Below are 23080 nucleotides of genomic sequence, written 5' to 3'. Positions count from 1 at the left end.
TCCTGTCCTGCGCCTCGTGGCGGCAGGGTCTGATCGTCAATCTCTCAGCTCGACCCAGACAGGGGCATGATCGCTGGCCTTTTCGCGTCCGCGATGTTCCTTGTCGACACCCGCTGCCACCAGCCTGTCCGCACATTCGGGGGACAGCAGCATGTGATCGATGCGGAAACCATGGTCGCGCTGCCATGCGCCGGCCTGATAATCCCAATATGTCCACACACCACCACGCGGATTGAGAGTGCCGAGTGCATCGGTCCAGCCATCATTGAGCAAGCGGGCATAGGCATCGCGCGATTCAGGCTGCATCAGCGCATCATTGGCCATCGCCCGCACCGACCAGACATCGCGATCGTAAGGGATGACATTGAAATCGCCCACCACGACAGTCGGTATTTCGGCCGCGAGCAATTCTTTCAGTCGTGTGCGGAGGCGATCCATCCACGCAAGCTTGTAATCGAACTTTGGTCCAGGCTGCGGATTGCCATTGGGAAGATACAGATTGACCACGTGAACACCGTGAAAATCGCATTCGATAAAGCGCGATTGTTCGTCCTCCGGGTCACCCGGCAAGCCCTTCGAATGATCTTCGGTCGCCTCGCCGTCTGTCAGGATTGCGACGCCGTTAAAGCTCTTCTGGCCATGCCAGATGGCGTGATATCCGATATCTTCAAACTCGGCGGCGGGAAAACCTTCGTCCTGCGTCTTGATCTCCTGCAGGCAGGCGACCGCTGGGCGCGTTTCGGCCAGCCATTCTTTCAGGCGCGGCAGACGTGCCTTGATTCCATTTATGTTGAAACTGGCAATCCGCATCTAGCGGTCCCTAGATCCCGAAAGAGGAACCGCAACCGCAACCGGCTGCGGCATTGGGGTTTTCCACCCGGAAAGCGGCACCCCCCAGCGATTCGATGAAATCAACCGTGCTGCCGTCCACCAGATCGAGACTGACCGGATCCACCACCAGTTTCACACCGTCGGTTTCGCTGATCAGATCTTCTCCTTCAGCTTCGCCAAGATCAAACTTGTACTGGAAACCCGAGCAGCCTCCGCCTTCCACTGAAAGGCGCAGCACGGCAGGTTTGCCCATCTTGCTTGCGATCTTTGCCACGCGTTCGGCCGCAGCGGCGCTGAGAGTGAGGGAGTTTGCCATATATGTGATGTAGGTTGCGCGGCCAGCTTGCTCAAGCCCAGGCTCAGGCCGTAGTGATATATTCGCGCATTTGCTCGGCTTCTTCCTCGATCCGCACCATGCGGTATTTCACCAAATCCCCAATAGATACGAAACCGATCATCTTGTCGCCGTCCACCACCGGAAGATGGCGGATGCGCCGGCGAGTCATCATGGAAAGGGCGGAATATACGCCTTCATCAAGTGTAATCGTGATGGCAGGCGCAGTCATGATATCTCCGACGGTGCGATCTAGCACTTCTGCGCCTTCTTTGGCGACACAATAGAGCAGGTCGCGTTCTGAAAATATGCCGACTACGCGATCCCCGTCCATGACGGGCAAGGCACCGATCTTCTTTTCTGTCATCAGCCGCGCAGCATGCTGGATGCCATCGTGTGCAGAACATGACACGACCGAAAATTCACGGTCCTCCAGGATTTTGGCGATGGTCATGTCTGTTTCCTTCCCGCGAAATTGACGCGCCCCATTGGCGACGTTCCCCGCGATTGTGCCACGAATGACCGCTTTCGGGCAAATGATTGTCTCCATTCCGTTGCCAGACAGGGTCCGCACGGGCATGAGGCGGGCTATGGTCCGCCCTTCCCCGCTCGACGATCCGCAAAAGTCTGCGCACGCCTGGGCGCGTTATAAGCGCCTGATGCGATTGATGTTCGGCATCACCACCGGTGTGGTGATCATTGCAATGGTGATCATTTACAAGGAAGTGGAGGATGTTTCACCGCACTTCTTCATTGCGACTGCGCTGGGCATTGGGTTTTCAATGTTGTTGATGAGCGCGCTGATGGGGCTGGTCTTCTTGTCGAGCGGAACGGGGCATGACGAAGCGGTCGACAATTCGCTCGATGATTTGGGCAAAACTGACGATGCGGATGACAAGGTCGGCTAAGTTTCGCCCCGCAGACGGAACTCCTCCACCGGGACCCCGTCAATCAGATGTTCCTGCAAAATGCGTTCAAGCACATCTTCAGTGCAAGAGTGATACCAGATACGATCTGGCAGCACGAGCGCGATGGGCCCCGCCTCGCAGACTTGCAGACAATTGACCTTGCTGCGCTGGAAACCGCCGCCATTGGTGCGTTTGGGCCCTATAAGGCCCAATTCCTTCATCCTCCGCTTGAGATAGCGCCACGCACTGTCGCCAACCTCGTGCTTGCAGCACTTCTGCTTGTCCGACACGCCGCACAGGAAAATATGCTGTTCGATGCTTTGGCCATCAATCTTGGCAAGAGCCGCTTCGGCTTTGATGATTTCCTTGCGTTTGGTCAGCGTTTCTTTCCTGCAATTCGGGCAATCTCTGCCTTGACCTGACGCTCAACAATGTCGGGCAAATTGGTGTCGAGCCATTCTGCCAGCATCGGGCGCAGCAATTCGCGCACAAGACCTTCCAGCGAAGTTTCGCCAGAGCGGACAATCTGAGGCTTCGCTGGTGGGTCTGACAGCATGGCCAGTGCGGCAAGAGACTGGCGCATCGCATCGGCGGCGCGATCATTCGTCAGGCTCTCTGATGCAGGGCCAGAAGCGGCCGAGGCATTTGCCTGATCATCGCCAGCGTCACCATCCATGGCGGCGCTATCGGAGGTGCCATTCAAATCTTCATCAAGCTGCTCATCAAGTGGAGCGCCTGTTTCGCTGAGGTCGAGCACATCTTCACTTTCATCCCAGCCATTGGCACCAAGCGAAAATGCGCTGATCGTATCTTCCGGTGACTGTGCATCACTCGCCACTCCCGATTCGCGTAAACGACGGGTCTTCCGGGCGGCATCGGCATTGTCGCGCTGAATCACGCGTTTGATGGATTCGAGGATTTCCTCGACCGACGGTTCGCCTATCTGACGCATTCAGTCCCCCAAAAGATCCATTGGTGAATTGGAAGTGGGAATTTCACCATCCGGTGCCGCGATGTCAACGGTACGGGAGCTCTGCATCACCGGATCAGGATCACTCTGCCAATCCCATACGATACCGCGCACGCGGTTATAATTGTCAATCGGGTCATACAGCACGCCGCCTTCGTCCAGGCCGAGATCACGCGCCTCTGTCCGGCCCATTGCTGCCAGCAGGGCGAAACCGGCGACATAGGCATTGCGCTGTGCTGTTACCAATTGCACCTGCGCCCGCAGCAATTCGCGCTGGGCATCGAGAATATCGAGCACTGTGCGATTACCGACAGTATTTTCTGCCCGCACGCCTTCAAGGCTGAGCTCAGCAGCGTCGACCGCGGTTTCGCTGGAACTGATAATGGCAATGGCGGCGCGCCAGCTTGAAAATGCAGCGCGCACATCGGCGATGACACTGCGTTCGGTGGCGATCACATCCTCAAGCGCGGCCGATGCGCCTGCCTGTGCCTGTCGCGTCAGTGCGGCCGTGCGCCCGCCTTGAAAAATCGGCACGGTGATCTGCACCCCGGCAGTGGCTGAACTGGCAGAATTGGCGGTGATGATGGACGATGAGGAAGGCAGCGAGTCGAGGTAATCGTCATAAGAGCCATTGGTGAATAATTCGACGCGCGGATAACGACCCGACCCGGCAACACGGATATCATATCCGGCCGCTTCAGCGCGTTCCCGTGCGGCGATGAGATCGGGGTTATGTTCCAAGGCCACGTCAACCGCCTCATCGGGAGATGCGGGTAGGCCGGGAAGTGGTGGCGGTGGTTGAAGATTATCTGGCGCGGCACCGACGATCGCGATGTAACCTTCCCGTGCGGCCAGCAGATCGGCCTGGGCGCTGCGAAGATCACCCTGCGCCACGGCCAGCCGGCTTTGTGATTGGGCGACATCGGTGCGGGTAAGATCGCCGATTTCAAACCGGTCGCTGGTGGCTTCAAGGTTTGTGGTCAATACCGAAACATTATTGGCTGAAAGGGCGACAAGCGCCTCGTTCAGAATGACATTCATATAAGCGGCCACAACTTGTGTGAACAGGAAGCTTTCAGTGCCGCGCAGGTCTGCCCGCCCAGCCAGAACCCGCGTTTCGGCAGCGCGAATGGCGTTTCGCACACCGCCGCCGCTGAAGATCGGCAGTCTTGCAGTGACATCCGCGCCCAATAACCGTGCCGGACCGGGGCTATCGCTGCTGGTATAGAGAAATTCGGAATAGGAGCCGCTGCCACTGACAGACGGCAAGGCATCGGCCCGTTCGATAACGACCGTTTCATCCGTGCCGCGCTGACGTGCGCGGGCAGCGGCAAGGGTCGGATTATCCAGGTAAGCGCGGATCAGCGCTTCCTTGAGCGTCTCTGCAGAAACCGGTGTGGCGATTAGGCATGCGCCCGCCATCATGGCTCCAACATGCGCTCGCCAGAGCATGTTCAGAAGCTCCAGCCTCGCGGTTTGTCGAAGGCGTGGATCTGCGGAATGCCCACATCCTGCACCGGCATGAGGGCAATGCCCGCCTGACCCTTGCGGCCTACGGCCAGGCGCGTCACGCCATTGGTTGCAAGTCCGGTGATGACCCGCGCGCCATCGCAAAGACGGTTTGCCAGTTTTGCGGGAATTTCTTCGACGGCGCCGTCGATCATCAGTACATCCGCGCCCTTGCCCTTGCGGCCAGAGCCAAGGGCGTCCTCCACGCTTATCTCAGTGACCTTGGCGACCAGCGGGCGCAGCAATTCAGCAAGATAACCCGCTCCGCTATCGACGACGAGTGCATGCTCATCACCGTTGAGATCAGCTTCTTCAAGGAACATTCCGTGGACTACGGGAGCCGGCAGCGAGGCGCCATTGTCCAGCCGAATCGCCCTGTCCATATAGGCAAAGCCCCTGCTTGCGGTGGGCACGAAATCCTCTCGCGCGACTTCGGCCATGCGTTTGAGAACAGTGGGAGAATTCACTCCGCTGGTGCGCAATTGGCCGTCAATCATTGCGCGGCGTGCACGATCGCGGGTTGCATTTGCGGCTTCGGCTGCGTCAAGCGGATCGGAAATCACTGGGAAAAACTCTCGTCTGGGGTGAAGTGCTGTGCTTTAGGGCCTGCATCCACACGGGGCAATGGCCGCAATGGCGCAAAATTGCATGTATACCGGCAATGCAAAGGATTTTGACGCAAAGCTGCAGCTGTGCCTATGGGCAGTTCGACCAACAGGAGTGCTGAATCGATGAAAGACGCCGTCATTATCCGCGAAGAAGACCTTATCGAAACGGTCGCCGATGGGTTACAGTACATCTCCTATTACCATCCGATGGATTATATTACTGCGCTTGGTGAGGCGTATAAGGTTGAACAGGGCCCGGCTGCGAAGGACGCGATTGCGCAAATCCTCACCAACAGCCGCATGTGTGCAGAGGGGCACCGGCCGATCTGCCAGGACACAGGCATCGTCAACGTCTTCATCAAATGGGGGCAGGATTGCCGCCTCGGCTCTGAAAGCAGCCTGCAGGACGTGGTCGATGAGGGAGTCCGCCGCGCTTACAACAATGCTGAGAACAAGCTGCGGGCCAGTATTCTTGCCGATCCAGCCTTCACCCGCCGCAATACGCGCGACAATACGCCTTGCGTCCTTTCGGTGGAGATGGTGCCAGGCGACACCATCAGCATTGATGTCGCAGCCAAGGGCGGAGGAAGCGAAAACAAAAGCAAATTCAAGATGATGGATCCTTCCGACAACATTATCGAATGGGTAGTGGAACAAATTCCCTCCATGGGTGCTGGCTGGTGTCCGCCAGGTATGCTTGGCATTGGCATCGGTGGCACTGCAGAACATTGCATGAAGCTTGCCAAGCAGAGCCTGATGGACCCCATAGACATGGCGCAATTGAAGGCGCGGGGAGCAGAAACGGACATCGAACAGCTTCGGATCGACATCTTTGACGCAGTGAATGCGCAGGGCGTTGGCGCGCAGGGGCTGGGCGGTCTTTCCACAGTGCTCGATGTGAAAATCTACGATTGGCCGTGTCACGCAGCAGGCAAACCTGTTGCGATGATCCCCAATTGTGCCGCCACCCGCCACGCCCATGTGACGATGGACGGCAGCGGCCCTGCCTATCTGCCACAACCCGATCTCGATAAATGGCCCGACGTCCATTGGCAGCCCGATGCAGAGGCGAAGCGCGTCGATCTTGATCAGCTTACGCCTGAAGAGGTGGCCAGCTGGAAACATGGCGATCGCCTGTTGCTGAATGGTGCGATGCTGACCGGGCGCGATGCGGCGCACAAACGTATCCACGACATGATGCAAAAGGGTGAGGAATTGCCCGTGCAGTTCAAGGGGCGGGCCATCTATTACGTCGGTCCGGTCGATCCGGTGATGGGTGAAGTTGTCGGCCCCGCTGGCCCCACCACGGCCACCCGCATGGACAAGTTTACCGAAATGATGCTCGATCTCGGCTTGCTGGCGATGATCGGCAAGGCGGAGCGCGGCGCCGATGCTGTGGATGTCATCAGCCGCTTCAAGGTCGCCTATCTGATGGCAACAGGTGGCGCGGCCTATCTGGTCGCCCGCGCCATCAAGGAAGCCAAGGTGGTCGCCTTCGAAGATCTTGGCATGGAGGCCATTTACGAATTCACCGTCAAGGATATGCCCGTCACCGTGGCGGTCGATTCTGAAGGTAATAACGTGCACACGCTCGCCCCGCTGCACTGGCGCGAGAAGATTCGTGAGGAAGGTCTCCTCAAGGCCCGATAATATGGCGCATTTGTGCCGCCATACTTCGACCAGCGGCATACTGGTTTCGACCGAAACCGCCATGCGGGGTGGCGACTTGCCGCTGTGCGGGTGTAAACTGGCGTGATGGAAAAGGCAGATACCGAAAAGCCCATCGCCCGCGTACCGTTCAAGACAGTCCTGGCTTCAATCGTCGGGCTTTGGGCGACATACTCGGTATTGATGACCTTGCGTGCCGAGCTTCTCGGCATGCAATATGCCGACGAGATGCTCTTACGGCGTCTCGTCTCAACTATTTTCGCGATCCTGATCACCTTTGGTCTGTGGGTTGTCCTGCGCCCGTTTGACGGGCGCCCATTGTGGGCCAAGATCGCTGCCGCGTTAATTTTTGCCCTGCCCGCCGCCTTGCTGAGCGCGCAAGCCAATCGGGTTGTCTTTGCCGATTTGCAAGCAGCGATGGATGAAAAGGTCTTGCAGGAATTTGCTCAGATACGCGGTGTTCCCGCCGACGAGATTGATCGGGACATGCTGCAGGATCTGTCCCAGTTGGTTACCATGGGCACGCGGGAACAATTGATTGAAATCACTACAAGCAGATATTTTATCATGCTGGCGTGGTGCGCGCTCTATCTTGCCTTGCTGACCGGTGAAAAGGCGCGCACGGCAGAACGGCGCGAACAGCAGTTTCGCAACGCCGCCAAGGCAGCTGAATTGCGATCACTCCGCTATCAGGTAAATCCGCATTTTCTTTTCAATACGCTCAATTCGCTTTCCGCATTGGTGCTGACCAACAAGACGCAGGCAGCAGAGCGAATGATTCACATGATCAGCAATTTCTACCGCCATAGCCTGGCAGACGACCCCACGTCAGATGTGCCGCTGCGCGATGAGGTTGCGATGCAACGCCTCTATCTCGAAATTGAGGCTGTGCGCTTCCCTCTGCGGCTTGTGGCCCGATTTGATGTGCCTGCCGATCTGGAGGACGCGCTGATTCCTGGCATGATCCTGCAACCCCTGGTCGAAAATTCGGTCAAGCACGCCGTCGCCCCATCGAGCGGGCAGGTGACGATCACATTATCAGCGCGTGAAGAGTATGGTCGGCTGGTCGTCAGCGTATCGGACGATGGATCTTCTGCCGCAAATAGTGACGATATACGACCCGGTTTTGGCATCGGCCTGAACAATGTCCACGAACGACTCGCAGCACGTTTCGGGAAGGAAGCAACGATGGCTTCCGGCCACGCGCCCGATGGTTATGTCACGCATCTTCGCCTTCCGCTTCTACGTATCCGGAAAAGTGCCGCGGCATGAATGATCCGTCCGCCCAAAGCTTGCGTACGCTGATCGTCGATGACGAGCCACTGGCGATTGAACGCATGCAGGTGCTATGCGCTGAAATTCCGGATTTGACCGTGATAGGCACTGCGAGTGATGGCGAATCCGCGCTGCGGCTGGCCGATAAGCTTTCTCCCGATTTGCTGCTGCTCGATATGACCATGCCGGGCATGGACGGCTTGCAAGTGGCCAGGGCCGCGCAGGAAAGCGATGTTGCGCCCGCCGTCATATTCGTCACCGCGCATGAAAACTTCGCGGTCGAGGCATTTGATCTGGAAGCCGTTGACTACGTCCTCAAACCGGTCGCTTCGGATCGGCTGGAACGCGCCATCGAACGCGCGCTGGCCCGGCGCGGGCAGTTCGATGCGGAACAATCGGGGGAGAGCAAGTGGCTCAATGAGTTCTGGGTGCCACATCGGTCTGAATTGCTGCGCATAGAGGCTGATCAGGTTTTCCGGATTGATGCGGAGCGTGATTACGTGCGCCTGCATGTCGGCGACACCAGCTATTTGTTGCTGCAAACCATTGCCGGGCTGGAAGAAAAGCTCGATCCGGAAAAATTCATTCGCATCCACCGCTCGGCAATCTTGCGGCGAGACTTCATCCAGGGGCTGCGGCATGAAGGACTGGGCGTGTGGTGTGCAGAACTGGAAGACGGCAATGAATTGCGTATCGGCCGCACCTATCTCAAACGCGTAAAGGCGATGGCCGGACGCTGATCACTTGCTGCAGGAATGGAAAAGGGGCGCCTTTTGACAGGCGGCCCTTATGTGGTGAATGTGATCGGCAGATGCGCTATCGGGCTCAGTGCTTTACCGGTTCTCGCGGATGAGGCCGGCGAACCGTTCCTCGAAATTTCGCTTGGCTTCTTCGTAACAGGCACGCGCTTCGCGGCTGATGGACCGCGTACCCAGATCCCGCCGGTCAAGCTCACACACCTGTCGCGCTGCATGATCGATACGCCGGCCCAGTTCTTGCCGACCTTCTTCTGTAGAGAGGTCGAGATCGTCATAGGTTACGCCGGCGGTACGGGTCTGTTCTTCGGCAAATGCGACTGTCGGGCTGATTGTAAGGCCGGTAACGGCCAGCGCCATTGCCAGTGTATGCGAACGAATTTTCATGATGGTCCTCCAAATCATCCACTCCCTGTCCCGTGGGAGGGTCGCACCGCAGTCGGTGGGACTGAAACGACTGCGGTGCCATTTGGTAATAGGCCAGACGGTATCATCAGGCTGCAACGTCTCGACCTGCAGGCGCGGCCTATCGACCAAGGGATGCAGGTTCCGACGAACAGCACACAATACTCCACCAATGGCGCATTGCCCTTTACCGTCCGGTAAGGCAGGAAACGCCGGCATGACCATTGTCGTCACCTTCCTTCTGGGCCTGGGCAATTTCGCCTGGCACACTGCTGTTATCCAGAGCGGCCATCGCATGATCAGCGATGTGCAACCTGCCAGTCTGCGCATTATCCGCCTGATCAGCCTCTCGCTGGAATTCATGCTGCTGTGTCTCGCTCTCTACGCTGTAAAAAGCGGCCACACCGCATGGGTGTGGGCCTATATTAGCTATTCCGCGATTAATGGCGGAGCGGCGTGGCTTATCGTGTCGCGGCGCATCTGATGGCTGACGGCACGCTTCTATTCCATTTGTCCGACATCCACTTCGGGCTGGAGGACAATCGCGCACTGGATTGGGTGGTGCGGCAAATCGCCGCCCGCCAGCCTGATGCGGTGGCCATTACCGGCGATCTCACCATGCGCGCGCGCCATCATGAATTTTCCGCCGCGGAAAGGTGGATACACGCGCTCAACGTGCCGGTGACGGTGGAGCCGGGCAATCATGATCTGCCTAATTATTATCTCCCGTCGCGTTATCTCAATCCGTTGGGCCGGTTCGAAGCCTTCCGGGAGGTGGTTGAAAAGCGGATTAAACTTCCCGGCATCGCGCTGATCCCGCTCAACACCAATGTCTCTGCGCAACCGCGCATCAATTGGTCCAAGGGCTGGGTGACCGACAAGGCGCTTGTCGATTGTCTGAGGCAGATCGACGCCTTACCCAAAAACACGCAGGCCATCGTTACCGTCCACCATCCATTGCGCGAAGTGGGCACGCAGGGCACCGCGCTGACGAAAAATGGCGGCAAGGCGTTGGAAGCACTCGCAAAGCGCCGCGTGCTCGCCGTGCTTTCGGGCCACGTCCATGATGCATTCGACATTATGGAAGATACGCCGCACGGTCCTGTTCGCATGATTGGCGCTGGAACCTTGTCGCACCGTTTGCGTTCCACTCCGCCCAGTTTCAACGAATTGCACTGGGATGGCGAACGGCTTGGCGTGGAAGTGCGCAATCTTGACGGCATTGATACATCGGACATGATGATTGACGACGTGCCCGAAGATGCCATGCCGCCGCGCTCTGCATCTGATCCGGTGGCGCCGGTAGGCAAAGTGCCGCGTGTGGACCCACCCAAACAATAGGAAGACAAATGTAAAATCCCGCATTTAGAGCCGTTTATCCTTCGGCCGCGCCATTTCGCCGCAACAGAGGGGAACATTCGTGCTGCGGTGGCTATTATCATCCTTAATGAAAATCAGGGTTTTGATTGTCGAAGACGATCTCTTGAACAGAATGTTTTATGAGGCGGTCTTCAAGCAACGCGGCTATGAGTTGTTGGCCGTGGCCGATGGCGCGCATGTGCTTGATGCAGTGGATAGTTTTGCGCCGGACATCATCACGATGGACATTCACATCCCGAATATCTCGGGACGGGTGCTGACCCGCAAGATCAAGCGTAATCCAGCCACGCAGCATATTCCCATTCTGGCGATCACGGCATTTGCCGGTAAGCAGGATGAAGAAGAGATTCGCCGCGCTGGAGCCAGTGGCTATCTGGCAAAGCCACTTAGCATAGACAGCCTGCTTGAAGCGGTGGATGCCTTATTGGGAAACCCGGCTGAACTGGAAGCTGTGGGACAGAATTGAGCGCATTGCCGCTTCGCCGTCACCTGTAAATCACAACACATATTATACGAAAAAGGGCGACTCCTCGTGGGAGCCGCCCTTTCGCATTTCCCGCCGTCGCGGAAACTGGTTGACTGATTAACGCTTTGAGAACTGGAAGCTACGACGTGCCTTGGCGCGGCCATACTTCTTACGTTCCACCACGCGGCTGTCGCGGGTGAGAAAGCCTGCCGCCTTGATCGTAGCGCGCAATGCGGGTTCATAACGGGTCAGCGCCTGGCTGATACCGTGCTTGACTGCGCCGGCCTGTCCGGAAAGGCCGCCGCCCGAAACGGTGGCGACAATATCGTACTGGCCTTCACGCTCGGAAATCGCGAAGGGCTGATTGATCACCAGGCGCAGCGTTGGCCGTGCGAAATACACTTCCTGATCCTTTCCATTGACGGTGACCTTGCCAGTGCCGGGCTTGAGCCAGACGCGGGCAGTAGCATCCTTGCGGCGGCCGGTCGCATAGGCACGACCCTGCGCATCAATTTCCTGATCGCGCAGCGGCGCGGCAGGTGCAGCAGGCTGGCTTTCACCTTCGCCAACAGCAGCAGCATCGGCCGCCGGCGCATCACCAACCACATCCTTCAGGTCGGCGAGGTCAGACGCGGTGTTGTTCTCTTCGGTAGCCATTATGCGGACACCTTGTTCTTGCGGTTCATCGAGGCAACGTCGAGCACTTCGGGCTTCTGGCCTTCATGCGGGTGCTCGGTGCCGTTGTAGAGGTGCAGGTTCTTCATCTGCACGCGGCCCAGCGGACCGGTCGGGATCATCCGTTCAACAGCCTTTTCAAGCACACGCTCGGGAAAGCGGCCTGCGAGGACCTTGTCTGCAGTAACATCCTTCAGGCCACCGGCATAACCAGTGTGCTTGTAATAGTGCTTCTTGGCAGCCTTGCCGCCAGTGAATTGCACCTTGCCTGCATTGAGAACGACGACATGATCACCGCAATCAACGTGGGGCGTAAAGCTCGGCTTGTGCTTGCCGCGCAGGATGTTGGCGATAATTGAAGCGAGACGGCCGACGACCAGACCTTCTGCATCGACGATGTGCCACTTCTTTTCGACCTCGGCCGGCTTGATCGACCGGGTGGTCTTGCTCAGCGCCTTCATGGCTTTGTTTCCTGATAGTTCATGTGCAAATGGGCCGCCGATACCCCTGGTGGAATCGACCAACGGGAAGCGGCGAAGGCGCGCATTTGTCGCTTTGCGGCTCTCAAGTCAAGCAAATCCGAGCCATTCGAGAGAGGTAAAATAATACCGTGATCGTGCGAGGGTGCGTTTCAGACCCGGCCTTCGACCCGGCAATGATGTGTCCGCGCGCGCCGGAGCGACGGGCTACAGATGACACGCACCCTTCAATTCTTACCTCTCTGCATGGATTCCTCCGCCAGCCAGCCAAGCGTTTCTGCGGGCGCGCGGTCAATTTCCCAGCCGAGAATAGCCGGACTGTCATAGGGATGGATCTGCGCCAAACGCGTCTGCGCCTTTCTCAGGAGGGATTTGCGTGTTTTGAAAAGAACCCCGCTCTCGTCTTGCGATGCGATCCGCCCTTCCCAACGGAAGACAGAGGTCATGGCGGGGATGATATTGGCGCAGGCAACAAGATGTTCCTCCACCAAGACCGTTGCCGCTTCGCGGGCGCTGGCTTCATCGCCAAAGGGACACCAGATCAATGCCGCCCGCCCAGCGTCATCGCCAACGCTCATGTCTGTCTGCCAGTCACATACGCGCCCCAGGTAAAGGCAACGACGAGAAGGGCACCAACAAGCTGATGGGCCACTGCGACCCACAGTTCAACGCCGGTCAGGACGGTGGCAATGCCAAGAATGATCTGCGTTCCCAAAGCCGCGTAGATGGCGCTGGAGGCGCTTCGGTCAAAAAGCTTCACTTTGCGCGCCATTATCACCAATGCGATCGCGGCCACCAAGGCCCACCAGCGATGGAGGAAATGCAGCCAGAACGGATCGTGCAGGAACGTCCAGATAATGCCGTTTGCCCAGCTCACCTCGGGTACAAGCCGGCCCTGCATCAATGGCCAGCTGTCTGAAGCATGCCCGGCATTCAATCCTGCGACCCAGCCGCCAAGCAAAAGCTGGATAAAAAGAACCGCGCCGACACTCGCAGCCAGAGCTGTCAGGCGAGCGGGACGCTTGTCGCCCAGCGCGTGTCGCCGCAGGTCAAGCGCCGTCCAGACCAGTCCTCCAAGAGTAAGCAGCGCGGTCAACAGATGAACCGATAACCAGAAGTGCGAAACATCGGTCATTTCGCCCGACAGGCCGGAGCGCACCATGAACCAACCGAACGCCCCTTGCATCCCTCCCAACGCCAGCAATGCCAAGAGACGGATCTTATAACCTTGCGGAATAGCGTTCTTCACCCAGAACCATGCTAGCGGAAGGGCAAAGGCGAGCCCAATCAGGCGCCCAAGCAGGCGATGGGACCATTCCCAGAAATAGATGAACTTGAACGCCGCCAGGTCCATTCCGGCGGGGCCAGTCACATTCCTATATTCTCCGGTAGACTTGTATAATTCGAATTCGGAGAGCCAGTCCGCTTCGCTGAGAGGCGGCAGCGCGCCTGTGACAGGCTTCCACTGGGTGATGGACAGCCCGCTTTCTGTCAGCCGGGTAATTCCGCCCACAACGATCATGAGAAGGACAAGCCCCGCCACCGCCAGCAGCCAATTCGCCAATGCAGTTGGCTTGATCGCCGATTCAGCGGGAACAAAGGCATCCGAATGAGGTGGGGGTGCGACCATGCGAAGGGGATTCGCGCATTCCGGCACAAATCACAAGCGCCCAATGGACCACAATTGGTTGAAAAACGTCGATTGTGGCCTTGCGCAATGTTATATGATCACATAGATAAAGCGCATGGCACATTTCGCTCCCTGGTTTCGCGGTCGAATTGATCGCATTGGCATATTGCTGTCGGCTTTGTGCCTTGTGCATTGTGTGGCGGGCCTCGTGCTGATTGCCGGGTTGGGCTTTGGCGCCAGCTTCCTGCTCGACCCTGCCATTCATAGTTTCGGACTGCTGGTGGCGACGCTGGTGGCGGGCATTGCCATCGGAATGGGTGCGATCCGCCATCGCCGCGCCGGGCCCTTCGTTATCGCCATGATGGGCCTCAGCTTCATGGGCGGCGCTCTGGCTGTTGATCATGGCCCGCAGGAAGCGATCATGACCATGATTGGCGTTGCTCTTGTGGCCGTCGGCCATTTCCTCAACTTGCGTCACGCCTGACAGGCCTTATGTGGCGCTGGTAATGACCCAGCCACTTTCCCTTACCGTCAACGGTGAAAGCCGCCGCAGCACTGCTGCCACTATTGCTGAGCTTGTACGCGAACTCGATCTCGCTCCGGCGAAGGTCGCGGTTGAACGCAATGGTGAAATCGTCCCGCGCTCCACGCTGGACGAAGTCGTACTGGCAGATGGCGATACGCTGGAAATCGTCCATTTTGTTGGCGGGGGTTCGAACGAGGAGACGAAGATGGGTTCAGATGATTCGTGGGAAGTTGCCGGGCACCGTTTCACCAGTCGCCTGATCGTAGGTACGGGCAAGTATAAGGATTTCGCGCAGAACGCCGCGGCGGTTGCGGCTGCCGGGGCTGAAATCGTTACCGTTGCGGTGCGACGGGTGAACATTTCTGATCCCTCCCAGCCTGTCCTGATTGATCATATCGATCCGGCAAACGTTACCTATCTGCCCAATACCGCTGGCTGTTTTACCGCCGAAGACGCAATCCGCACCTTGCGACTGGCGCGCGAGGCCGGGGGCTGGGATCTTGTAAAGCTGGAAGTGCTTGGGGAGGCGAAAACACTCTACCCCGACATGCGCGAAACGCTGAAAGCGTGCGAAGTGCTAAGCGGCGAGGGCTTCAAGCCGATGGTCTATTGCGTGGACGATCCGATCGCCGCCAAACAGCTGGAAGATGCGGGCGCCGTGGCAATCATGCCGCTTGGCGCCCCAATCGGGTCGGGTCTCGGCATTCAGAACCAGGTGACGATTCGGCTGATCGTAGAAGGCGCAAATGTGCCCGTGCTGGTCGATGCCGGCGTGGGCACCGCTTCGGACGCGGCCGTGGCGATGGAGCTTGGCTGTGATGGTGTGCTGATGAACACTGCCATCGCCGAAGCGAAAGACCCTGTCCGCATGGCGCGAGCAATGCGGCTGGCTGTCGAGGCCGGGCGTGACGCCTATCTTGCCGGCCGCATGGGACGGCGGCGCTATGCCGATCCCAGCAGCCCGCTTGCCGGTCTTATCTGACAGTCTGACACAGCCTCGTTTTTACGTTGGCCGAAGAGAACACAAATTTAACCATAGTGCGAGACACTGGCCGTCCAACAGGTGGAGGCCGGACATGGCAAAAGCGCAGACCGCGTCGATGACAATTGCAGAAATGCGCGAATTCGCGGGTTTTGCAGCGCATGAGCGTAACTTTATTGAACGATCACTCGATATCGGATTTGGCCGCGGCGACGCTTTCAAGACGTGGAGTCGTTCAGTCGATGACCAGCGGGCCATCCGCTCGCAATATATTGCCTATCGCGAATTGCGCCAATTGCGTGAAATCGTGCCTGGCGATGCCGCTTTCGACGGTATGGACGCTTTCATCGGCACACTCCTGCGCATCACGGCACAGGATCTTGCCCAGGAACAGATTGACGGATTTTCCGCCTATCGCTTTTTATACGAACGGCTGCTGGGCGCAGAAGCACGGCCATTTCTTCCGGCAGCTTTCTGCGGCGCGGCCGCGCTTCCGCAGATTCGCCCGGACCGCCGCAAGATGTTGCTGCAAAGCCTCAGCGAATCGGCGGCAACCGCACCTGCATGGTCCCGCCATGAACCGGCATTCTATCCCGAACGGATCGATGCAGAAGTCGCCTGACCCGTCAGCCTAATACAGTGCGTTCATCCGTTCTTGGTAAATGGCGCGAATTTCGTGGCGGCGAATTTTCAGCGTTGGCGTCATCTGATCATTATCGACAGTGAAGGGTCCATCCGCAAATTCGAACTTGCGGACCTTTTCCACCACTGAAAGATTGGCATTGGTCCGGTCAATCGCTGCCTTCACGGCGCTGCGGAACGCGGGGAGGGCGTGTAGCTCGGCCATGTCGAGCCGGATGTCATTCTCTGTCGTCCATTGCAGCGCCCATTCCGCATCGGGGACAATCAGGGCGGTCATGAATGGCTTCTTGTCGCCCATGACCATCGCCTGGCTGATTTCAGGCTGCAGAGTGAGCATGCCTTCAAGCTTTTGCGGCGCGACATTATCGCCCTTGTCGTTGACGATGATGTCTTTCTTGCGATCGGTGATCTTGATTCGACCCTTATCGTCCAGATGACCGACATCGCCTGTGTGGAGCCAGCCATTCTTCAAGGTGCGCTCTGTATCGATGGGTCGCTGCCAGTATTCCGTCATCACCAGCTCGCCGCGCACGAGGATTTCACCATCCTCCGCGATTTCGACTTCGACGCCGCGCATTGGCCGCCCGACACTGTCCATTTGCAGGCCGACAAGGGGGCGGTTGCAGCTGACTACCGGGCCAGATTCGGTCTGACCGTAACCCTGGAGCAGGGTGAGCCCCATCGCGTCGAAGAAGTAGCCGACTTCGGGATTCAGCGGTGCTCCGCCTGAAACCATGGCTTTCAACCGACCACCAAATTTCTGGCGAATCTTGGGACGCAGTGTGCGCTCCAGCAACAAGTCCATCGGCCTGTCCCGAAGGCGCTTTGCCCCCCTTTTGCCGGCATTCTGGCTAATGGATATTGCGCTATCCATCAGGTAATTGGCGAATTTGCCTTCCTTGGAAACCTGTTTGAGAATGCGCGCACGCAGCACTTCGAAAAGGCGCGGCACGACGACCATGATGGTCGGGCGCGCTTCCTCTATATTGCTGGCCAGCTTTTCCAGCCCCTCGGAATACCAGATTTCCGCGCCGACACCGATAGGCAGGAACTGACCGCCCGTATGTTCATAGGCGTGGCTCAAGGGAAGAAAGGACAGGAACCGCTCCTCCTTGACGCCAAAATCTTCGGCGATAATTTCTGCGGCACCGCTGACATTGCACAGGATTGCGCCATGTGATTGCACGACCCCGCGCGGCGCACCACTGGTGCCGCTGGTGTAAATGATGCAGGCGGCATCCTTGCGACCGATGGTGGCCATGCGCTGCTCCACCGCCTGGCGTGCCTTTTCTGCATCGCCCGATATCATCTTGTCCCAGCCATGCATGTCAAAAGAGCCGCTTTGCGATGAGGCGATGGCATCTATCGTAATGACATGATTGGCGCGCCCGGATTGCATGATTGCGGGAAACAGCGTTTTTGCCAGCTTGCTGTTGGATACAATGACGGCGCTGGCACCCGAATCATCGAGAATATGGCTGTGATCGCGTTCTGTATTGGTGGTGTAAGCGGGCGTTGTAATGCAGCCTGCCGCCATAATGGCAAGATCGGCGATGCACCATTCGGGGCGGTTTTCGGAAACGATTACCACCCGATCGCCATCGCGCAGGCCCAAGGACCGCAGCTGCTCCGCCATCAGGCATACCTGTCGGGCAGTTTCGGCGTGCGATATGGACGTCCATTCTCCGCCGATCTTTGATGTCAGGAACGGCTTTTCACCACCTTGGTCCGCACGCTTGAGAAACAGCGAAACGAGGTTTTGGGCGTCGTCGATATCTCTCAACAGCACTTCGTTGACTCTCCCAGACTGCCGGTAATCCGGTCGTATTTCATGCCACAGCGCCTAGGACGCGCTGCTGTGGAGGGCAAGTGCGTCCTACTGGCTGATCCATGCCCCTTCGCTGCGCGGATCGGCGCCACCAATCCATCGGCCATCTTTCAATTCCACTGCATTCGCCTTCAATGGCAAGGTGTGCAGGCTGACATTGTGGCCCATCGCTTCAAGCTGCGCCTGAAGGCCTGCGATCTGATTGCCGTCCTCCAGAACAATGGAATCACCCGGAGAATAGAGCACAGGCAAAGCGATTGCATCCTGCGCGGTCATGTCCCAGTCGATATATCCGATCAGCGCTTTGGCGACTTGCACCGGAATGGTTGAGCCACCGGCTGCGCCAATTGCCAGCACCGGAGTTCCGTCTGCGCCAAAAACAATTGTCGGCGCCATAGAGCTGCGCGGGCGCTTGCCGCCCTCTACCCGATTGGCCACTGGCACGCCGTCCATATTCGGAAGGAAGCTGAAATCGGTCAGTTCATTATTGAGGTAGAAGCCGCCAAACATGAGGCCGGAGCCGAAAGCCCCTTCAACTGTCGATGTCCATGACACGACATTGCCCGCGTTATCGGTGACGGCGAAATGGCTGGTGCCGTTTTCTTCCGGCTCGTCACCATCGGGCGGCGCGATCGCGATACCGGGCGGCGTGCCGGGGATAGCCTGTTCCATGCGGTCATCTGCACTGATCAGCATGCTGCGCTGTTGCAGATATGCGGGCGATGTAAGGCTAGCCGGCACTGATGAGAATGCAGGGTCGGCCAGATATACTTCGCGATCGGCATAAGCGAGCCGCTGGCTTTCAGCGAAGAGATGCCATGCAGTTACAGATTGCGCGCCCAGGCCAGCCATGTCGAACCGTTCAAGCTGACCGAGAATGGCAATCACAGTGGTCGCGCCCGACGAAGGCGGGCCCATGCTGCAAATCCTGTATTCGCGATAATCACCGCATACCGGCCGCCTGACGAGCGCTTCATATTCGGTAATGTCGCTGCTGCGCATAGCGGCATTACCCGGCGTTTCATCGCTGATATGCTGAGCAAGGGCCTGTGCATTGTTACGATAAAGATGATCCGGTCCATCCTTCGCGAGCGCTTCCAGCGTATCGGCCAGTGCTGCATTGGTCAGCCTTGTTCCTACCGGCAGCACCGCCCCTGCTTCATCATAGAACAATGCCGCGCCTCCGGGCGAATGCGCCGCACGCTCGCGGTGCTGCTCGGCAAAATATGCGCCGCGGGGCGAGAGGTCCCAGCCTTCGCGGGCCAGACGTATCGCGGGCTGAAACAGGTCGGCCCATGCTAGCTGGCCATAATCTTCATGCGCCTGTGCGGCGAGCGCGACACTGCCCGGTACACCGACAGAGCGGCCACCGATGACAGCTTCGAGAAATTCCAGTGGTTCGCCGTTTTCGTCAAGAAACCAGTCTGCTCCCGCCTCTGCCGGAGCGGTTTCCCTGCCATCGATACTGACCATCGCACCTGTAGCGTCCGAATGCAGCAGGAAGCCGCCGCCTCCGATGCCGGAGCTTTGTGGCTCCACAACCGTCAGCGCCAGCATGACAGCAATCGCGGCATCGGTTGCGCTGCCGCCTTGCCGCAGAATCTGTGCGCCGGCCTCTGCCGCACGCGGATCGGCCGCACTGACCACTCCATTGCTCGAAGAGGTCTGAGTATTGGCGATATCGGCTGGCGGGTTAGCGATGGATTGGCAGCCGCCAAGCAGCAAGGCGACCGAAACGATGCAGGAGACATGCTTTATCATGTCTTTGACTGCTATTCGCTTCCAACTGCCTCTGCAATGGAGGAGTATCCCTCATGCCGCATCAATGCTTCCAGTCCCGTTGTAATCTGCCGGGCAATGCCGGGGCCGCGATAAATCATTGCGCTATAGAGCTGCACGAGACTGGCACCCGCCCTGATCCGCTCCCACGCATCCTGTGCTGTGGCAATGCCTCCGACACCCACCAACGGCATCGCGCCGCCCGTAGCCTTGCGGAAATCGCGCAACCGTTCGAGCGCCTTGCTTCTGAGCGGTGCGCCTGAAAGTCCGCCTGTTTCACCCGCATAACGGGACCAAAGCTTTGGCCGGTCAATTGTCGTGTTAGAGACGATGAGCGCGTCTAGCCCCTTGTCGATGGCAATGCGCGAAATGGCATCGATATCGGCGGGTTCAAGATCCGGGGCGACTTTGAGAAAAACTGGTGGTGCATGGCCAGCCACCTGTCCCACAGCTTCTTCGCGTGCCTGAAGCATCCCATCGAGCAGCCGCGCCAGCTCGCCTTCATCCTGCAGGGCGCGAAGGCCCGGTGTGTTGGGACTGGAAATGTTTACGGCCAGATAGCTTGCCAGAGGCGCCATGATCCGGGCCATGCTGGCGTAATCGGCGATTCTGTCGGCGCTATCCTTGTTTGCGCCGATATTGATACCGAGAATTCCGCCAGTATTCCTGGCGGCAATGCGCCGGGCCGCGCTTTCCGCCCCGCCATTGTTGAAGCCCATGCGGTTGATAACCGCTGCGTCCTGCGTCAGGCGGAACAGGCGAGGCTGCGGATTGCCAGCTTGCGCACGCGGCGTAATGGATCCGACTTCGACATGACCAAACCCCAGGGCCGACAAGGCATCGGGGACTTCTGCATCCTTGTCGAACCCGGCTGCCATGCCAAGCGGATTGGGAAAATTCAGACCGGCAATCTCGATGGCCAGTGCGCCGCCGGGCGACGGGGGAGGCTTCAGAGGCATGCGTTTAAGGGCAGCGATGGCGAGGCCATGCGCCCTTTCGGGATCAAACATGAAAAGCGCAGGGCGCAGCAGCTTGTATATCATCGCGGGGGTCCTTGGCAGCATGACTATGCGAAACGCAATGTCTCGCGCTGTGCCGAAGAAAAAATATGTGCCAAAATGAACGCGATTCGAATTATGTCGCCTTCTTACAAGCATGTCTCATGCGAATCAGCTAGGCCCCGATTGCGACCCGAAGGGCTCGAAGCGCAAGGCGTAACGAGTTCTCCACTTCAAGGGGCGGTGATCCACGGATTGCCGCCCCCCTTTTTTGTCTGCACTTCCTTCATCGCCTACTTTCTTTTAGGCGTGCTTCAATAGCTTAGAAGGACTGCCACATGAAAATTCACCTGCTTCGCACCAGTGTACTCGCGTCCGCCGCATTGGCATTGGGCGCCTGCGCTTCGACACAAACAGAACTGGCAGCGCCAGCGCCTTCCGCCAGCGCGCCGGCAGAGGTGGCGGCCGACATTCAAGACTTCTTCGAGCAATATGATGCGGCATCGCTTGCCATGTCACCGCAGACCAAGGCCTATCGCGGCATCCGTGATGAGGATTACGGCAAATGGAATGATCAATCGGTCGAGGCGGACGACGCTCGCCGCGCCTTGCGGATGGATTATCTGGCGCAGATGCAGGGCACTTATGACCTTGCCGATCTGACCGGTCAGGAAGCCCTGTCCTATCGGCTGTTCGAAGCCGTGGCGGCGCGATCTGCCCTGCTCGATCCGTTTCGTGAAAACGGCCTCATCTTCGACCAGATGAATGGTGAGCAAAGCGGCATACCGGCCTTCCTCATCAATACGCACACGGTGACAAATGTCAGCGATGCGTGGGCCTATATCGCCCGTATCGAAGGCATCGCGCCGCTGATGGAGACGCTGATCGCCCGCTCGGCAGCGCGCGCCAGCAATCGCGTCATGCCGCCTGACTGGGTGTATCCCTATGTCCTGAGCGACATTGAGAACTTGCTTGATTCCGGTCTCGATAATGCCGTTCTCGAAGATTTCCGCGGCAAGGTAGCAAAACTGGATATCTCTCTTGCTGAGCAAACAGCCCTGACTGCAAAAGCGGACGCCGCCTGGCTGGCCTCCGCCGCGCCAGCCTATGGCCAGTTGCGTGCGGAAATGGTCCGTCAGCAAAGTATTGCACCAACCGATGACGGGATCTGGCGGCTGAGCGACGGCGCGCAATATTATGATGCGTTGCTGTCCTATTACACCACTACCGATCTCACTGCGGATGAGGTCCACAATATCGGCCTGCGCGAAGTTGAACGTATCCATGGCGAAATGCGCGCGATCATGCAGCAGGTGGAATTTGACGGTAGCCTGCAGGATTTTTTCCAACACACCCGCACTGATGAACGCTTCTTTTACGACACGCGTGAGGAATATCTCACGGATGTAAGCGCGGTGCTGAATGCAATGGAAGCCCGGCTACCCGATTATTTTGTCACGCTGCCGGAATTTGAATTGCAGGTAAAACCTGTCGAGGCGTTCCGCGAACAAAGCGCTGGGAAGGCGTTTTATCAAAGTCCTGCCCCTGATGGATCGCGGCCCGGCACCTATTACGTCAATCTCTACAATTTGCGCGACATGAGCGCGAATGAGCTGGAGGCACTGGCATATCACGAAGGGTTGCCTGGTCACCATATGCAGCGCGCTATTCAGACAGGACTGGGCGATCTGCCGCCTTTCCGCCGTTTTGGCGGCTTCACCGCCTATACCGAGGGTTGGGGACTTTATTCCGAAGAACTTGGCAAGGACATGGGTTTCTATACCGATCCCTATTCCGATTTCGGGCGTCTGGGCATGGAGCTTTGGCGTGCCGCGCGGCTGGTGGTGGATACCGGTATTCATCACAAGCGCTGGAGCCGTGAGGAGGCCATTGCCTATCTCACGCAAAACACACCCAATCCCGATGGCGATATCCGCAAGGCGATCGAACGCTATATCGTATACCCTGGGCAGGCCACCGCCTATATGATCGGCAAGCTAAAGGTCATGGAATTGCGCGATCGCGCCCGCACCAGTCTGGGCGACAGTTTCGATATTCGAGAATTCCATGAAGTCGTGCTGATCAATGGTCCCGTTCCGCTCGATATTCTGGAAGAACAAGTCGATATATGGATCGCATCAAAGCTGCGCTGACACCGTTGGAATCGGACCATGTCGTTGCAAAACAATGCAATTTATCTTGCAGAGGCCGGAAATCATGCCATAGTACTATCGGGGCGGCGCGGAGCACGGGTCGCACTAAGAGCATAGTGCCGTCCCGATTTTCTCTCACATAGTGACCTGCCACTACAATTTTTGATCGCTGAACCGCGCGACGCTGACTTGCTCACCGGCCGGCGATCAAACTGCCCGGCCGCAAGGGTTCTGTGCAGATCTATGAAATGGCAGTTTCGCATCGTTCAGATGCTAACG

General features: G+C 58.0%; 26 protein-coding genes. 12 read left to right on the top strand and 14 right to left on the bottom strand.

Annotation, left to right across the window (positions count from 1 at the left end):
- Positions 1-36 precede the first annotated feature (36 nt).
- Genes xth through CP97_RS02045 form a run of 3 tightly spaced genes read right to left on the bottom strand, consistent with a single transcriptional unit; the run spans position 37 to position 1619 of the window.
- A complete protein-coding gene (xth, locus tag CP97_RS02055; RefSeq protein ID WP_048884581.1) occupies positions 37-810 on the bottom strand; it encodes an exodeoxyribonuclease III in 774 nt (257 codons plus the stop codon).
- Positions 811-820: 10 nt separating this feature from the next.
- A complete protein-coding gene (locus CP97_RS02050; RefSeq protein WP_048884580.1) occupies positions 821-1147 on the bottom strand; it encodes a HesB/IscA family protein in 327 nt (108 codons plus the stop codon).
- 43 nt (positions 1148-1190) lie between these two features.
- The gene (locus CP97_RS02045) at positions 1191-1619 is read right to left on the bottom strand and encodes a CBS domain-containing protein (RefSeq protein ID WP_048886628.1); all 429 of its coding nucleotides are present in this window, start codon (positions 1617-1619) and stop codon (positions 1191-1193) included.
- Positions 1620-1755: 136 nt separating this feature from the next.
- On the opposite strand from CP97_RS02045, the gene CP97_RS02040 reads away from it, so the two are divergent.
- Together CP97_RS02040 and CP97_RS16675 are read left to right on the top strand one after the other, a co-directional pair.
- Entirely contained in the window at positions 1756-2073 is a 318-nt protein-coding gene (locus tag CP97_RS02040; protein ID WP_048886627.1) for a hypothetical protein, read from the top strand.
- Between the two features lie 47 nt (positions 2074-2120).
- Positions 2121-2495, top strand: a complete 375-nt coding sequence (locus CP97_RS16675; RefSeq protein ID WP_048884579.1) for a hypothetical protein — start codon at positions 2121-2123, stop codon at positions 2493-2495.
- Here the strand turns inward: CP97_RS16675 and CP97_RS02030 are convergent.
- From CP97_RS02030 to CP97_RS02020, 3 genes are read right to left on the bottom strand one after another with little or no spacing between them, the layout of a single operon-like run.
- The gene (locus CP97_RS02030) at positions 2450-3025 is read right to left on the bottom strand and encodes a DUF2497 domain-containing protein (RefSeq protein WP_048884578.1); all 576 of its coding nucleotides are present in this window, start codon (positions 3023-3025) and stop codon (positions 2450-2452) included. The genes CP97_RS16675 and CP97_RS02030 overlap by 46 nt on opposite strands.
- A complete protein-coding gene (locus tag CP97_RS02025) occupies positions 3026-4495 on the bottom strand; it encodes a TolC family outer membrane protein (protein WP_048884577.1) in 1470 nt (489 codons plus the stop codon).
- A 2-nt stretch (positions 4496-4497) separates the two neighbouring features.
- Entirely contained in the window at positions 4498-5115 is a 618-nt protein-coding gene (locus CP97_RS02020; RefSeq protein ID WP_227819644.1) for a protein-L-isoaspartate O-methyltransferase family protein, read from the bottom strand.
- Between the two features lie 168 nt (positions 5116-5283).
- Here CP97_RS02020 and CP97_RS02015 point away from each other — a divergent pair, with 168 nt between their 5' ends.
- The 3 genes from CP97_RS02015 to CP97_RS02005 all read left to right on the top strand — a co-directional run bounded on the left by CP97_RS02015 (position 5284) and on the right by CP97_RS02005 (position 8843).
- The gene (locus CP97_RS02015) at positions 5284-6810 is read left to right on the top strand and encodes a fumarate hydratase (protein WP_174539152.1); all 1527 of its coding nucleotides are present in this window, start codon (positions 5284-5286) and stop codon (positions 6808-6810) included.
- A gap of 105 nt (positions 6811-6915) precedes the next feature.
- The gene (locus CP97_RS02010) at positions 6916-8100 is read left to right on the top strand and encodes a sensor histidine kinase (RefSeq protein ID WP_048884575.1); all 1185 of its coding nucleotides are present in this window, start codon (positions 6916-6918) and stop codon (positions 8098-8100) included.
- Complete coding sequence (locus tag CP97_RS02005; protein ID WP_048884574.1) at positions 8097-8843, top strand: LytR/AlgR family response regulator transcription factor; 747 nt, start codon at positions 8097-8099, stop codon at positions 8841-8843. The genes CP97_RS02010 and CP97_RS02005 overlap by 4 nt, the downstream gene beginning before the upstream one ends.
- 93 nt (positions 8844-8936) lie before the next feature.
- Here the strand turns inward: CP97_RS02005 and CP97_RS16235 are convergent, their stop codons facing one another.
- The gene (locus CP97_RS16235) at positions 8937-9245 is read right to left on the bottom strand and encodes a UrcA family protein (RefSeq protein WP_161485425.1); all 309 of its coding nucleotides are present in this window, start codon (positions 9243-9245) and stop codon (positions 8937-8939) included.
- Positions 9246-9480: 235 nt separating this feature from the next.
- Here CP97_RS16235 and CP97_RS16230 point away from each other — a divergent pair, with 235 nt between their 5' ends.
- The 3 genes from CP97_RS16230 (at position 9481) to CP97_RS01985 (ending at position 11109) form a co-directional block, all read left to right on the top strand.
- Complete coding sequence (locus CP97_RS16230; protein WP_048884572.1) at positions 9481-9747, top strand: hypothetical protein; 267 nt, start codon at positions 9481-9483, stop codon at positions 9745-9747.
- The gene (locus CP97_RS01990; RefSeq protein WP_048884571.1) at positions 9747-10604 is read left to right on the top strand and encodes a metallophosphoesterase family protein; all 858 of its coding nucleotides are present in this window, start codon (positions 9747-9749) and stop codon (positions 10602-10604) included. Before CP97_RS16230 ends, CP97_RS01990 begins: the two co-directional genes overlap by 1 nt.
- Positions 10605-10710: 106 nt before the next feature.
- Entirely contained in the window at positions 10711-11109 is a 399-nt protein-coding gene (locus tag CP97_RS01985) for a response regulator (RefSeq protein ID WP_048884570.1), read from the top strand.
- 117 nt (positions 11110-11226) lie between these two features.
- On the opposite strand, the gene rpsI is transcribed toward CP97_RS01985, so the two are convergent.
- From rpsI to CP97_RS01965, 4 genes are all read right to left on the bottom strand, one after another.
- On the bottom strand, positions 11227-11766 hold the full coding sequence (gene rpsI / locus CP97_RS01980) for a 30S ribosomal protein S9 (RefSeq protein WP_048884569.1): 540 nt from the start codon (positions 11764-11766) through the stop codon (positions 11227-11229).
- Entirely contained in the window at positions 11766-12245 is a 480-nt protein-coding gene (gene rplM / locus CP97_RS01975) for a 50S ribosomal protein L13 (protein WP_048884568.1), read from the bottom strand. The genes rpsI and rplM overlap by 1 nt, the downstream gene beginning before the upstream one ends.
- A 245-nt stretch (positions 12246-12490) precedes the next feature.
- Complete coding sequence (gene cutA / locus CP97_RS01970) at positions 12491-12841, bottom strand: divalent-cation tolerance protein CutA (RefSeq protein ID WP_048884567.1); 351 nt, start codon at positions 12839-12841, stop codon at positions 12491-12493.
- Entirely contained in the window at positions 12838-13893 is a 1056-nt protein-coding gene (locus CP97_RS01965; protein ID WP_048884566.1) for a COX15/CtaA family protein, read from the bottom strand. The genes cutA and CP97_RS01965 overlap by 4 nt, the downstream gene beginning before the upstream one ends.
- A gap of 115 nt (positions 13894-14008) precedes the next feature.
- On the opposite strand from CP97_RS01965, the gene CP97_RS01960 reads away from it, so the two are divergent.
- From CP97_RS01960 to CP97_RS01950, 3 genes are all read left to right on the top strand, one after another.
- The gene (locus tag CP97_RS01960) at positions 14009-14377 is read left to right on the top strand and encodes a MerC domain-containing protein (protein ID WP_048884565.1); all 369 of its coding nucleotides are present in this window, start codon (positions 14009-14011) and stop codon (positions 14375-14377) included.
- 22 nt (positions 14378-14399) lie between these two features.
- Entirely contained in the window at positions 14400-15401 is a 1002-nt protein-coding gene (thiS, locus tag CP97_RS01955; RefSeq protein ID WP_048884564.1) for a sulfur carrier protein ThiS, read from the top strand.
- 94 nt (positions 15402-15495) lie between these two features.
- The gene (locus CP97_RS01950; RefSeq protein ID WP_048884563.1) at positions 15496-16023 is read left to right on the top strand and encodes a hypothetical protein; all 528 of its coding nucleotides are present in this window, start codon (positions 15496-15498) and stop codon (positions 16021-16023) included.
- Between the two features lie 9 nt (positions 16024-16032).
- On the opposite strand, the gene CP97_RS01945 is transcribed toward CP97_RS01950, so the two are convergent.
- The 3 genes from CP97_RS01945 to CP97_RS01935 form a co-directional block, all read right to left on the bottom strand.
- Positions 16033-17832 (bottom strand): AMP-dependent synthetase/ligase, encoded by a 1800-nt coding sequence (locus CP97_RS01945; protein WP_048884562.1) that lies wholly within the window; start codon positions 17830-17832, stop codon positions 16033-16035.
- 87 nt (positions 17833-17919) lie between these two features.
- On the bottom strand, positions 17920-19632 hold the full coding sequence (gene ggt, locus CP97_RS01940; RefSeq protein ID WP_048884561.1) for a gamma-glutamyltransferase: 1713 nt from the start codon (positions 19630-19632) through the stop codon (positions 17920-17922).
- An 11-nt stretch (positions 19633-19643) separates the two neighbouring features.
- Entirely contained in the window at positions 19644-20693 is a 1050-nt protein-coding gene (locus CP97_RS01935; RefSeq protein WP_048884560.1) for a quinone-dependent dihydroorotate dehydrogenase, read from the bottom strand.
- 293 nt (positions 20694-20986) lie between these two features.
- On the opposite strand from CP97_RS01935, the gene CP97_RS01930 reads away from it, so the two are divergent.
- Positions 20987-22801 carry a DUF885 domain-containing protein gene (locus CP97_RS01930; RefSeq protein WP_048884559.1) on the top strand — a complete coding sequence of 605 codons (1815 nt, stop codon included), beginning with the start codon at positions 20987-20989 and terminating at the stop codon, positions 22799-22801.
- Positions 22802-23080: the final 279 nt, after the last annotated feature.

It is taken from the genome of Aurantiacibacter atlanticus, assembly GCF_001077815.2.
GTDB lineage: Bacteria > Pseudomonadota > Alphaproteobacteria > Sphingomonadales > Sphingomonadaceae > Alteraurantiacibacter > Alteraurantiacibacter atlanticus.
This window is presented reverse-complemented; position numbering and strand designations above follow the sequence as displayed.